Here is a 13615-nt window from a genome sequence, read left to right on the forward strand (position 1 = left end):
AGCGTTACCCGGACCTGCGGGTCGAGGTGGCGGGCCACACCGACCTGTGCGGTTCGGACGCGTACAACCAGTCGCTGTCGGAGCGTCGCGCCACCGCGGTGTACGACTACCTGACCAGCAACGGCGTGGACGCCTCGCGCCTGGCCGGCCCGAACGGCTACGGCGAGAGCCGCCCGCTGGTGTCGACCGCGCAGACGCTGCCGGAGTGCAAGAACGAGACCAACCGTCGCACCGAGCTCAACGCGCAGAACTGAGCGTAAGAGCCCACGGGGTGACGCGAGTCCCCTGGCAAGACCCGAAGCCCGGCCCCGTGCCGGGCTTCGTTTTTCTGGGCGACTCCGCACCGCGCGGGCCGTCATCCGGCGTGCACCGCGCCTTCATATACTCCGGAGCGTTTTCACCACTCGGGACTTGCCGTGCTTAAAAGACTGACGATCGCGACCGGCGTTCTTCTGGTTTCCGCGTGCGCCGCCACCGGCGGCACACCGGACGATCCCGCCTCCGCCGCAGGGACAACGGCGGCGAGTGAAAGCACCGCGCCGTCCTCAGCAGATCCGAGTCAGGCCCCGTCCCGGATTTCCACGCCCACGACGACCGTAACGACCAGCGTGGACGACCAGCCGCAGTCTTCGACGGCGGTCGCGTCGCAACAGCCTGCCGTCCCGACGACAACCGCCACGGGGGCCCCCGCAACCTCCACGACGGTCGCCACCGGCCAGCCAGCGGTCCCGACGACCATCGCCACCGGCCGCCCGGCAACCACGACTACGACCACGTCCACCACCACGATCCAGCCCACCGTCCCGACGACCGTCGCGACCGGCCAGCCGACCCCGACCACCGGCGTCGACCCCAACACCTACGTCCCCAAGACCGCCCACGACAACACACCGTGGCGCTTCAACATGCAGCAGGACGGCCGCAGCATGTCGGCCGACGAGTTCGACAGCTGGATGCGCCAGCGCGGCGTGCGGGTCGCGACCGGCAAGCCGGCGGTCCCGCTGGTGCAGAACTGCCCGACCCCCGAGGGCGACAAGGGCGACGGCGACGGCGACGGCGTCATCAACTGCCTCGACCGCTGCCCTGCCTCCGAGGCAGGCCAGACCATCGGCCCCGACGGCTGCCCGGTGCCGGTGTCGATCGACCTGAAGGGCGTGACCTTCGCCTACGACAAGGCGACCCTCGGCGCGGACGCCAAGGCGGTGCTGGCCGAGGCGATCGAGATCCTGCAGCGCCATCCGGCGTTGAAGGTGCAGGTTGCCGGCCATACCGACTCGCGCGGCGACGCGTCCTACAACCAGGCGCTGTCCGAGCGACGCGCCAAGGCGGTGTACGACCACCTGGTGGCCAACGGCATCGACAAGGCCCGGTTGATCGGCCCGGTCGGTTTTGGCGAGTCGCGGCCGATCGTGCCGAACCAGAAGCCCGACGGATCCGACGATCCGGACGGCCGTGCCAAGAACCGCCGCACCGAACTGAACATCCAGAACTGACTCGGCTCGCCAGACTCCGGCGGGATCTCCCGAAGCCCGGCCACGCGCCGGGCTTCACGGTCCTGCAAGCGCCGATGGGCAAACGACTGACCAGCCGCGTCCGTCGACTGAACCGCTTCAGCCGGACATCGCAATCGGCCCGTGATCCGCTGCGCAGGATCGTCGACAGGCGACGCCCGCACGCCGGTTTGTGGCCGTGCTCACCGTTTGCGTCACCCGCAAACCCTTTTCGTCACCTACACTTCACCCCGTCCAAACGGGGAGTTGAGTCATGGGGAAGATCGTTATTGCTGCATCGCTGCTCTCGGCACTGGTCGTGTCGCCGGTCATCGCGGGCGAGAAGGCCGCCGCGTCCGAGCCGGCCATCGTCGATGCCGCGACCTACAAGCCGAAGACCGAGCACGACAACACGCCGTACCGCTTCAACATGGAGCAGAACGGCAAGCGCATGAGCGCCGACGAGTTCGATGCCTGGATGAAGGCGCGCGGCGTGCGCGTGGCCACCGGCAAGCCGGCTGCCAACGCGGCCAGCGCACCGGCCGACAAGAGCGACGTGTCGGACAAGTAACGGTGACGGCGCGCCCGCGGGCGTTGCCGACCCGGATACGGAAAGACCCGGCTCATGGCCGGGTCTTTTTCGTGGCGCGGTCGGGGCGAGCTCAGCCCTTGAGCACGCCAAGTTCCCGGCCGATCCGGGTGAACGCGTCGATCGCCCGGTCCAGGTGCTCGCGGCTGTGCGCCGCCGACATCTGGGTGCGGATGCGCGCCTGGCCCTGCGGCACCACCGGGAAGAAGAAGCCGATCGCGTAGATGCCTTCCTCCAGCAGCCGCTCGGCGAAGCGCTGCGCCAGCGGCGCGTCGTACAGCATCACCGGCGCGATCGGGTGCACGCCCGGGCGGATGTCGAAACCAGCGGCGGTCATGCGCTCGCGGAAGTAGGCGGTGTTGGCGGCCAGCCGTTCGCGCAGGTCGCCCGCGGCATCGAGCATCTGGAACGCCTTGGTGCCCGCGGCGACCACGTGCGGCGGCAGCGAGTTGGAGAACAGGTACGGCCGTGAGCGCTGGCGCAGCAGTTCGACGACCTCCTTCTTCGCGGTGGTGAAGCCGCCCAGCGCGCCACCCATGGCCTTGCCGAGGGTGCCGGTGATGATGTCGATCCGGTCGAGCACGCCCTTGACCTCGGCCGAGCCGCGGCCGGTCGCGCCGATGAAGCCGGTCGCGTGGCACTCGTCGATGTGCACCAGCGCGCCGTACTTGTCGGCCAGCGCGCAGATCTCGTCGAGCGGGGCGATGAAGCCGTCCATCGAGAACACGCCGTCGGTGGTGATCAGCTTGGTGCGCGCGCCGGCGGCGTCGGCGGCCTGCAGTTGCTTCTCCAGGTCGGCCATGTCGCAGTTGGCGTAGCGGAAACGCTGGGCCTTGCACAGGCGCACGCCGTCGATGATCGAGGCGTGGTTGAGCGCGTCGGAGATGATCGCGTCCTCCGGCCCCAGCAACGGCTCGAACAGGCCGCCGTTGGCGTCGAAGCAGGCCGCGTAGAGGATCGTGTCCTCCTTGCCGAAGAATTGCGCGATGGTCTGCTCGAGTTCCTTGTGCAGGTCCTGGGTGCCGCAGATGAAGCGCACCGAGGCCATGCCGAAGCCATGGCTGTCCAGCGCCTCCTTGGCGACTGCGATCACGTCCGGGTGGTCGGCCAGCCCGAGGTAGTTGTTGGCGCAGAAGTTCAGCACCGTGCGGCCGTCGTCGAGGGTGATCTCGGCCGACTGCGGGCTGGTGATGATGCGCTCGGACTTGAACAGGCCGGCGTCGCGGATGGAGTCGAGTTCTTCGGTGTAACGATTGGTCAGAGACATGACGGGTCCTTGAAACAGGGGTGCCGTAGGAGCGACGTGAGTCGCGAACGCGCAGGGAATCGGTGGGTCAGTGGGTCGCGACTTACGTCGCTCCTACAACGAAGCGGTGCCCATCGAAGCGGTGCCCGGCGAAACAACGCCGGATCAATTCCAGCTCAGCACGACCTTCCCGGCCTTGCCCGACTCCATCAGCTCGAAGCCCTGCTGGAACTCATCCACCGGCAATTGATGCGTGAGCACCTTGCCCAGCGGGAAGCCGCCCAGCACCAGCTGCGTCATCTTGTACCAGGTCTCGTACATGCGACGGCCGTAGATACCGTGCAGGGTGAGCCCCTTGAAGATGATCTTGTCCCAGTCCGCGCCGGCGCCCTTGGGCATGATGCCGAGCATCGCGATCCGGCCGCCGTGGTACATGCAGTCGAGCATGTCGTTGAACGCGCGCGGGTTGCCGCTCATCTCCAGGCCGACGTCGAAGCCCTCCATGTGCAGGTCCGCCATCACGTCCTTCAGCGAGGTGTTGGCGACGTTGACCACGCGGGTCGCGCCCATGTCGGCGGCCAGCTTGAGCCGGTAGTCGTTGACGTCGGTGACGACGACATTCCGCGCGCCGATGTGCTTGCAGATGCCGGCGGCGATGATGCCGATCGGGCCGGCGCCGGTGATCAACACGTCCTCGCCGACCACGTCGAACTCCAGCGCGCAGTGCGCCGCATTTCCGTACGGGTCGAAGAACGCGGCCAGCTCGCTCGGGATCTGGTCGGGGATCGGCCACAGGTTGCTGGCCGGCATCACGATGTACTCGGCGAACGCGCCGTCACGGTTGACGCCGATGCCGACGGTGTTGGGGCACAGGTGCTGGCGGCCGGCGCGGCAGTTGCGGCAGTGGCCGCAGACGATGTGGCCCTCGGCCGAGACGCGCTGGCCGACGGCGTAACCGGTCACGCCGGGGCCGACCTCGACGACGCGGCCGACGAACTCATGGCCGATGACCAGCCCGGGCTTGATCGTGCGCTGGCTCCACTCGTCCCACAGGTAGATGTGCAGGTCGGTGCCGCAGATGGCGGTCTTCTCCAGCTTGATCAGCACCTCGTTGGCGCCCGGCACCGGCACCGGCACCTCTTCCATCCAGATGCCCTTGGTGGCTTCGCGCTTGACCAGCGCCTTCATCGTCTTCTGGGTCATGGGTCGCTCTTGGATTTGCCCGCGGGCGTGCGCCGGACGGGGGCGCGGAAGGCGCCGGAATGGACCGCTGATTATACGGGCCGGCCCCCGCCGCCGCCGTGAGCGGTTTGTCGGAAACCGCCGCGTGACCTATGTTCAGGCGCTCACGGCATCCCGCCCACGACGCCCCGCTCACGACACCAGGAGTCCACCGATGCGGCACCGCCTGCTTGCCCTGTCCCTGTCCGCCGGCCTGTTGGCCGCCAGCGCCCATGCCGACGAAGGCATGTGGTTGCCCGCGCAACTGCCGCAGATCGCCGACCGGCTGCGTGAGGCCGGGTTCGAGGGCGACCCGGCGGCGCTGGCCGACCTGACCCGGCCGCCGCTCAACGCCGTGGTCAAGGTTGGCGGCGGCACCGGCGCGTTCGTCTCCGGCGAGGGGCTGCTGCTGACCAATCACCATGTCGCGTTCGGGGTGATCCAGTACAACTCCAGCCCCGAGCGCGACCTGATCGGCGAAGGCTTCATCGCCGCGACGCGCGCCGACGAGTTGCCGGCCAACCCCGACTTCCGCGTGCGCGTCACCACCGGCTTCGACAAGGTCACCGACCGCATCCTCGCCGGCGCCCGCGGCAAGGCCGGGCGCGCCTACTACGACGCCATCGACGCCGCCGAGAAGGCACTGGTGGCCGAGTGCGAGCAGGCGCCGGCCACGCGTTGCAGCGTCGCCAACATGCACTACGGCACCGACTTCTACCTGGTCCGCCAGCTGGAGCTGCGCGACGTGCGCCTGGTCTACGCGCCGCCGGAAGCGATCGGCAATTACGGCGACGAGGTCGACAACTTCATGTGGCCGCGCCACAGCGGCGACTTCACCCTGCTGCGCGCCTACGTCGGGCCCGACGGCCAGCCGGCGCCGTACTCGGAGGACAACGTGCCCTACGTGCCGCCGGCGCACCTGCAGGTCGCCACGGACGCGGTGCAGGCCGGCGACTTCGCGATGCTCGCCGGTTACCCCGGCCGCACCTACCGGCACCGGATGGCGTCGGAGTTCGCCAGCCAGGTCGAGTGGACGCTGCCCGAGCGCGTCGAGCTGTACGCCGGGTTGATCGAGACCATCGAGGCTGCGATCGGCGACGACGCCGACGCGAAGGTGAAATACGCCTCCACCCTGGCCGGGCTGGAGAACGGCCTCAAGCGGGCGCAGGGCGAACTGGACGGCCTGCGCCGCAGCAACGCGGTCGCAACCCGCCGCGCCGACGAGCAGGCGATGCTGGACTGGCTGGCCGGCCAGCCGGAGGCCGCCGCGATCCGCGCAGACATCGCCGCGGCGCAGGCGGTGATCGATGCCACCGATGCCACCCGCGAGCGCGACCAGCTGCTCGGCGCGATCGGCCGCTTCCCGCATCTGCTGGGCTCGGCGATGCGGCTGCAGCGGCTCGCCCTGGAGCGCGGCAAGCCCGATGCGCAGCGCGAGTCCGGCTACCAGCAGCGCGACGAGGCGCTGATCGAAGGTGGCTTGAAGCAGGTCCAGCGCCGCTACGCCGAGCGCGTCGAAAAGGCGCTGCTGGTCGACCTGCTGACGCAGTACATAGCGCTGCCACAGGCGCAGCGCGTACCCGAGTTCGACACCGTGTTCGGCACCACGCCCGGGCAGGTCCGCGCCCGCGTCGACGCGCTCTACGCCGGCACCACCCTGGACGAGGAGGCCGCCCGCCTGCGCTGGTTCAACGCCGCGCCAGCCGACGTCGCCGCCGCCGACGACCCGCTGCTGCGCGCGGCAGCCGCCCTGCAGCCGGCGATCCTGCGCCTGGAGGCCGAGGACAAGACCCACGCCGGCGAGCTGCTGCGCCTGCGCCCGGCCTACATGCGGGCGCTGATCGGCTACCGCGAGTCGCGCGGCGAGGCGGTCTACCCCGACGCCAACTCGACCCTGCGCGTCAGCTACGGCCGGGTCAGCACGATGGATCCGCGCGACGGCGTGCGCTACCTGCCGCTGACCACGGTCGCCGGGATCGTCGAGAAACACACCGGCGTCGCCCCGTTCGACGCGCCGCAACCGCTGCTCGACGCGATCGCCCGGGGCGACTTCGGCAGCACCGCCGACCCCGAGCTGGGCACGCAGACCGTCAACCTGCTGACCAACCTCGACACCACCGGTGGCAACTCCGGCTCGCCGGTGCTGGACGCGCATGGCCGCGTGATCGGCCTGAACTTCGACAGCAACTGGGAGGCGGTCAGCGCCAGCTGGAAGTTCGACCCCCGCTACAAGCGCGCCATCCACGTCGACATGCGCTACATGCGCTGGCTGATGGCGAAGGTCTACCCGGCGCCGCAGCTGCTGGCGGAGATGGGCCTGCCGGCGGAGTAGGCCACGCGGCGAGGCCATTGCGCGGCTAGACTCGAGCGTTCGCCCGCTTTTTTGACGGATTCGATTGCTGGTCCGTTTTTCCTGTTTCCAACCTTCGGGGGAGTGACCTGATGCGTTATTCGATGTTGGCCAGTGCCATCGCGCTGGCGGGTGTGATGGGGTCCGCCGCGGCGGGCGAGGGCATGTGGGTGCCGCAGCAACTGCCTGAGATCTCCGCCGAACTGCAGAAGGCCGGGCTGGAGCTGCCGCCGGAACAACTGGCCGACCTGACCGGCGACCCGATGGGCGCGGTGATTTCGCTGGGCGGCTGCACCGCCAGCTTCGTCTCGCCGCAGGGGCTGGTGGTCACCAACCACCACTGCGCGTACGGCGCGATCCAGCTCAACTCCACCCCCGAGAACAACCTGATCGACAAGGGCTTCAACGCCCCGACCAGGGCCGATGAACTGTCGGCCGGCCCGAACGCGCGCATCTACGCGCTCGACTCGATCGAGGACGTCACCGCGCAGGTCCGTGCCGCCATTGCCGCGGCGCCCGACGCGCTCGGCCGCAGCCAAGCACTGGAGGCGATCGAGAAGCAGCTGGTGGCCGACTGCGAGGCCGACGAGGGCTACCGCTGCCGCTTCTACAGCTTCGCCGGCGGCAACGCCTACCGGTTGTTCAGGAACCTCGAGATCAAGGACGTCCGCCTCGTCCACGCGCCGCCGAACAGCATCGGCAGCTACGGCGGCGACATCGACAACTGGATGTGGCCGCGCCACACCGGCGACTACTCGTTCTACCGCGCCTACGTCGGCCCGGACGGCAAGCCGGCCGCGTTCGACGAGGCCAACGTGCCGTACCAGCCCGAGCACTGGCTGAAGATCGCGCAGCGCCCGCTGGAGACCGGCGACTTCGTGATGGTCGCCGGCTACCCGGGCCGCACCGCGCGTTATGCACTCGCCGCCGAGTTCGACGAGACCGCGCAGTGGACCTACCCGACGGTCAAGGCGCACTACGAGAACCTGGTCGGCCTGGTCGAGACCGCCGGCGCGAAGGACGAGGACATCGAGGTCAAGTACGCGAGCACCGTGCGCGGCTGGCACAACGCGATGAAGAACTACGGTGGCCAGCTGGAAGGCTTCGAGCGGATCGACGCCAGCAAGGCCAAGCACGACGAGGAAGCCGCGGTGCTGGCATGGCTGCGCGGGCAGGGCGCCGAAGGCGAGGCCGCGCTGGCCGCCCACGCGAAGCTGATGGAGCTGCACGAGGCCGACAGCGCCACCCGCGAGCGCGACCTCGTGCTCGGCCAGCTGCGCCGCACCGGCACCATCGGCGCCGCGACCAGCCTGTACCGGCTGGCCATCGAGAAGGCCAGGCCCGACGCCGAGCGTGAGCCGGGTTACCAGCAGCGCGATCTGCCGGGCTTCGAGGGGTCCATGCGGCAGATGGACAAGCGCTACGCGGCGGCGATGGACCGGCAGCTGCAGGAATACTGGCTGCGCGAGTACGTGAAGCTGCCGCAGGCACAGCGGGTCGAGGCGATCGACGCCTGGCTCGGTGGTGACGACGAGGCCGCGGTGCAGGCCGCGCTCGACAGGCTGGCCGGCACCGACCTCGGCGACCTCGATGCGCGCCTGGCGCTGCTGCAGGCCGACCGCGCCGCGTTCGAGGCCAGCGACGACCCGGCGGTGCAGTTCGCGGTCGCGGTGATGCCGACCCTGTTGGCGCTGGAGGAGCAGGCCGAGACCCGCGCCGGTGACGCGCTGCTGGCACGGCCGGTGTACCTGCAGGCGGTCGCCGACTACAAGGCCAGCCAGGGCGAGTCGGTCTACCCCGATGCCAATTCCTCGCTGCGCATCACCTTCGGCAACGTGCAGGGCTACACCCGTCCCGACGGCGTGCGGCTGCCGCCGTTCACCACGGTGGAGCAGGTCGCGGCCAAGCACACCGGCGAGGAGCCGTTCGACGCGCCGCAGGCACTGCTCGACGCGGTCGCCGCGAAGAACCATGGCGGCCTCGCCAGCAAGGAGCTCGGCACCGTGCCGGTCAACTTCATGGCCGACCTCGACATCACCGGCGGCAACTCCGGTTCGCCGGTGATGAACGCGCGGGGCGAGCTGGTCGGTCTGGTGTTCGACATGAACTGGGAGAGCGTGGCGTCCAACTGGGTGTTCAACCCGGAGCTGACCCGGGTGATCGGAGTCGACGCGCGCTACATGCGCTGGGTGATGCAGGAGGTCTTCCCGGCGCCGCAGGTGCTGCAGGAGATGGGTGTGCCCGAGGCGAAGTAGGCCGCCACGCACTGCCGAAAGCCGCCGGCCCCGCGCCGGCGGTTTTTTTTCGGGTGGCCGCCGCGCACCGGCCGCGGCGTTTGCTACGCTGCAACACGTTCGCGGATTCCCATGCCAGCCGGCCCCGTCTCCCGACAGGTTCCACCCGTACCACCGCCGTACCGTCTCCAGTTCCATCCGCAGCCCCGCTGCGGCCGCCTTGCCCGCCGGCTTGCTGTGTCTCCGCATTTCTCCAACCCGAGGAGTGTGCGATGAAGGTTCTGGCGTGCGATGGCATCCATGACGACGGCCTTGCCCTGCTGCGTGACGCAGGCTGGGAGGTCGTCGTATCCGACCCGATCAAGGACCCGGCCGCGCTCGCCGACGCGCTGGCCGATGTCGACGTGCTGCTGGTGCGCTCGGCGACCAAGGTCCCGGCCGAGGCCCTGGCCAGCGCGACGCGCCTGCGGGTGATCGGCCGCGCCGGCGCCGGCGTCGACACCATTGACGTGGAGGCCGCCACCGCGCGCGGCATCGCGGTCATGAACGCCCCCGACGGCAACACCCTGGCCGCGGCCGAACACGCGATCTCGCTGCTGTTCGCGCTGGCCCGCCATGTCCCGCGCGCCGACGCCGGCATGAAGGCGGGGCAGTGGCCCAAGGCCGGGCTGACCGGCTTCGAGCTGGAAGGCAAGAAGCTCGGCGTGATCGGACTGGGCCGGATCGGCGGCACCGTCGCGCGCAAGGCCGCCGGCATCGGCATGGAGGTGGCCGCGTTCGACCCCTTCCTGCCCGCCTCGGCGGCGGGCAAGGGCAGCGTCGCGCTGAAGCCGCTCGACGATCTGCTGGCCTGGGCCGACATCGTGACCCTGCACGTGCCGCGCACGAAGGAAACCACCCACCTGCTGTCGGAGGCACGGATGCGGGCGATGAAGCCCGGTGCCTATATCGTCAACGCCGCCCGCGGCGGGCTGCTCGACGAGGCCGCGCTGCTGCGGCTGCTCGACGAGGGCCACCTCGCCGGCGCCGCGTTGGACACCTTCGCCACCGAACCGCTGCCGGAGGATTCGACCTTGCGCGCGCACCCGAAGCTGGTGCTGACCCCGCACCTGGGCGCGTCCACCGGCGAGGCGCAACAGGCGGTCAGCACGATCCTGGCGCGGCAGATCATCGATTTCGTCGACACCGGTGCGGTGGCGGGCTGCGTCAACCTGCCGCCGCTTACGGCCGAGGCCGCGCGCGAGGTCGGGCCGTGGATGCCGCTGATGTCGGCGCTCGGGCGGCTGGCGGCGCGGCTGGTGCCGGCGCCGACCAGGCTGCACGTCACCTACGCCGGCCGCACCGAGGCGCTCGACACCCGCCCGCTGACCCGGCCGCTGGTGGCCGCGCTGCTGGGCCCGGCATCGGGCCGGGTGACGCCGGTCAACGCGCTGGCCGAGGCCGCCGCGCGCGGTCTGACCGTGGCCGAAACGGTCGGCGGCGACGGCGACGGTTTCGACCGCCTGCTGAAGATCCGGGTCGAGGGCGAGGCCGGTGCGCGCGAGATCGAGGCGACCCTGCACCGCGGCCCGCGCGTGGTCCGGCTGGACGGCGTCGAGATCGAGTTCGACCCGCAGGCGCACCTGCTGCTGATGCGCAACGAGGACCGCCCCGGCATCATCGGCGCGGTCGGCGGCACGCTTGGCGCAGCCGGCATCAACATCATCAACTTCTCGCTCGGTTCCAGCGGCGACGGGCAGGCGCGGGCCGCGATCACGGTCGACCGCGAGGTCGGCGAGGCCCAACTGGCCGCCGCCCGCCAGCTGCCCGGCGTGCTGTCGCTGAAAGCCCTCTGACCTGCTGGAGAACCGTCGATGAAGATCCTCCTCGCACGCCACGGCGAAACCCCGTGGAACGCCGAAGGCCGCTACCAGGGCCAGGCCGACATCGCGCTGTCGCCGGTCGGCGAGGCGCAGGCGCGGTCGCTCGGCGAGCGCCTGCGCGACGTGCCGCTGACCCGCGCGGTCGCCTCGCCGCTGGGCCGCGCCCGCCGCACCGCCGAGCTCGCGCTGGGCGAGCGCGCCGGGCTGCTCGCCACCGACGCCGGCCTGATGGAGATCGCCCATGGCCGCTGGGAAGGCCTGCTCGCCAGCGAGATCCGCGCCGCCGACCCGGACCGCCTGCAGGCCTGGCGCGACGCCCCGCACGAGGTGCTGATGCCGGGCGGCGAGTCGCTGCAGCACGTGTTCGACCGCGCCTGGCCGGCGCTGCTGCGCGCCACCGCCGGCCTCGGCGCCGACGACACCCTGCTGCTGGTCGCCCACGACGCGGTCAACCGGGTGCTGCTTTGCCACGTGCTCGGCATCCCGTTCGGGCGGCTCTGGACCTTCCGCCAGGCGCCGACCACGCTGAACCTGCTGGAAGGCCCGACCGCCGACCGGCTGGAGGTGGTCCGCCTGAACGACTGCAGCCACCACACCCCGCTGTTCGGCGAGGCCGTGCACCGCGCGCTGTAAGCGCCGATCATTGGCAACCCCCACCGCCGCCGTGACCCGCATGACCCTCGCCGAATGGCTCGCGTACATCGAGCGCCAGCACCCGAAATCGATCGACATGGGGCTGGACCGCGTGCGCGGGGTCGCCGCTGCGCTGGGCCTTGGGCGCCCGGCGCGGCGCGTCGTCACGGTCGGCGGCACCAACGGCAAGGGCTCGACCGTCGCATTCATCGAGGCGATCGCGCGCGAGGCCGGCTGGCGGGTCGGTGCCTACATCTCGCCGCACCTGCTGACCTACAACGAGCGGGTGCGGATCGACGGCGCCGACGCTGGCGACGCGGCGCTGGTGGAGGCGTTCGAGGCGGTCGAGCGCGCGCGCGGCGACGTGCCGATGACCTATTTCGAGTACGGCACGCTGGCGGCGCTGTGGCTGTTCGAACGCGCCGACCTCGACCTCGCGATCCTCGAGGTGGGCCTTGGCGGGCGGCTCGACGCGACCAACATCGTCGACCCCGACGTCGCCGTGATCACCACGGTCGACCTCGACCACCAGGACTGGCTGGGCAACGACCTGGAGACGATCGGCTTCGAGAAGGCCGGCATCGCCCGCGCGTGGAAGCCGCTGGTGCTCGGTGACGACGACCCGCCGTCGAGCGTCCTCGGCCGCGCCTACGCGATCGGTGCGTCGGCGGTGCGGATCGGCTGTGATTTCTTCTTCGACCCGGCGCCGGAAGACGCGGCCGACGGCCACTGGCGCTGGCGCGAGGTCGGCCATGCGATCGACCTGCCGATGCCGCGGCTGGCCGCGCCGGCGCAGTTGCGCAACGCAGCCGTCGCGATCGCCGCGCTGCGGGCGCTGGATGTCGAGGGCGACGCGATCGGCGACGGTGCCATCGCCCGCGGCATCGCCACGGCGCACGTGCCGGGCAGGCTGCAGCGCTTCGAGCGCGACGGCGTGGAGGTGGTGGTCGACGTCGGCCACAACCCGCAGGCCGCGCGCGAACTTGCCGCCTGGTTGCAGGCCACCCCGGCCGCCGGCACCACCCGCGCGATCTATGCCGTGCTGGGCGACAAGGACGCCGCCGGCGTGGTCGCCGCGCTGGCCGGCGGGGTCGACGACTGGCACCTCGCCGGGCTGGCCGGGCACCCGCCGCGCGGCACCGATGTGGATGCCTTCGCCGCGCGGCTGGCGGACACCGTCGCGGCCGCCGGCACCCGGCACGTCGACGTCGCATCCGCGCTGGACGCGGTGCTGGCCCAGGCCGGGCACGGCGACCGGATCCTCGTGTTCGGTTCGTTCCACACCGCCGCCGCGGCGCTGGAGTGGCTGGGACGGGCCTGAACGATGCGTCCACCGGCGCCGCGCGTGCGCCGGCCGGCCGCCGGTCCACGGGTATAATTCGCCGGCACCCTCACCCGGCCTGCGAGCTCCGATGGAACCTGCCCTGAAACAGCGCCTGATCGGCGCCGCCGTGCTGGTCGCGATCGCGGTGATCTTCCTGCCGATGCTGATCAAGGGGCCGGCCCCGGAAAGCGGTATTTCCGACGTTCCGCTCGACATCCCCGAGGCCCCGCAGGGCCAGTTCGAGACCCGCGAACTGCCGCTGGTGACCCCGGCCGCCGGTGCCGGCGCGAGCGTCACCGGCATGCAGCCCGAGCCGGTCGAGGGCGGCGGACTGCCGACCGTCGACACCCGCGATGGCGGGGAGATGTTCCCCGCGCCGACCGCAGGTGGCGGTTACGCGGTCAGTTTCGGCAGCTATGCGACCGCGGCCGACGCCCAGCGCGTGGTCGATGCGCTGGTGGCCTCGCAGCTGCCGGGCTACCAGGAAACCACCGTCCACGACGGCCGCACCCTGCACCGGGTGCGGATCGGCCCCTACGACAGCCGCGCCACCGCCGAGGCCGCGCGCCTGCGCGCCGCACACGTGCGCGACGACGTCGGTTCGCGCGTGCTGGCGATCGATGGCGGCAGCGACGACACGGGTGCGTCGACCCCGGTGGCGGCCGC

The 13615-nt window shown here is 70.9% G+C and carries 9 protein-coding genes and 2 pseudogenes; 9 read left to right on the plus strand and 2 right to left on the minus strand.

Translation table 11 applies throughout. The annotated features are described in order from the left end of the window. The 3 genes and pseudogenes from N799_RS13340 to N799_RS13355 all read left to right on the plus strand — a co-directional run. Positions 1-254 (plus strand): OmpA family protein (locus tag N799_RS13340; protein ID WP_036213573.1); only part of this gene is annotated, 254 nt, incomplete at its 5' end. Positions 255-1040: 786 nt separating this feature from the next. Further along, positions 1041-1493 (plus strand): annotated as a pseudogene (locus N799_RS13350) (OmpA family protein); the annotation flags it as partial. A 370-nt stretch (positions 1494-1863) separates the two neighbouring features. Continuing rightward, positions 1864-2061: pseudogene (locus N799_RS13355) on the plus strand (hypothetical protein); the annotation flags it as partial. A 91-nt stretch (positions 2062-2152) separates the two neighbouring features. Here N799_RS13355 and kbl read toward each other — a convergent pair. Together kbl and tdh are read right to left on the minus strand one after the other, a co-directional pair. After that, entirely contained in the window at positions 2153-3346 is a 1194-nt protein-coding gene (gene kbl / locus N799_RS13360) for a glycine C-acetyltransferase (RefSeq protein ID WP_036213578.1), read from the minus strand. 144 nt (positions 3347-3490) lie between these two features. Further along, positions 3491-4513 (minus strand): L-threonine 3-dehydrogenase, encoded by a 1023-nt coding sequence (gene tdh / locus N799_RS13365; RefSeq protein ID WP_036213603.1) that lies wholly within the window; start codon positions 4511-4513, stop codon positions 3491-3493. 208 nt (positions 4514-4721) lie between these two features. Here tdh and N799_RS13370 point away from each other — a divergent pair, with 208 nt between their 5' ends. The 6 genes from N799_RS13370 to N799_RS13395 form a co-directional block, all read left to right on the plus strand. Then, positions 4722-6878 (plus strand): S46 family peptidase, encoded by a 2157-nt coding sequence (locus N799_RS13370; RefSeq protein ID WP_036213581.1) that lies wholly within the window; start codon positions 4722-4724, stop codon positions 6876-6878. A gap of 110 nt (positions 6879-6988) precedes the next feature. Continuing rightward, on the plus strand, positions 6989-9151 hold the full coding sequence (locus N799_RS13375) for a S46 family peptidase (protein ID WP_036213583.1): 2163 nt from the start codon (positions 6989-6991) through the stop codon (positions 9149-9151). A 251-nt stretch (positions 9152-9402) separates the two neighbouring features. Further along, positions 9403-10965: a phosphoglycerate dehydrogenase gene (gene serA, locus N799_RS13380; protein ID WP_036213587.1), complete on the plus strand. Its 1563-nt coding sequence runs from the start codon at positions 9403-9405 to the stop codon at positions 10963-10965. 18 nt (positions 10966-10983) lie between these two features. After that, entirely contained in the window at positions 10984-11625 is a 642-nt protein-coding gene (locus N799_RS13385; protein ID WP_036213590.1) for a histidine phosphatase family protein, read from the plus strand. Positions 11626-11665: 40 nt separating this feature from the next. Continuing rightward, a complete protein-coding gene (gene folC / locus N799_RS13390; protein WP_036213594.1) occupies positions 11666-12946 on the plus strand; it encodes a bifunctional tetrahydrofolate synthase/dihydrofolate synthase in 1281 nt (426 codons plus the stop codon). A gap of 91 nt (positions 12947-13037) precedes the next feature. Further along, positions 13038-13615 (plus strand): SPOR domain-containing protein (locus tag N799_RS13395; protein ID WP_036213598.1); only part of this gene is annotated, 578 nt, incomplete at its 3' end.

This window comes from Lysobacter arseniciresistens ZS79 (genome assembly GCF_000768335.1).
Taxonomy (GTDB): Bacteria; Pseudomonadota; Gammaproteobacteria; order Xanthomonadales; family Xanthomonadaceae; genus Novilysobacter; species Novilysobacter arseniciresistens.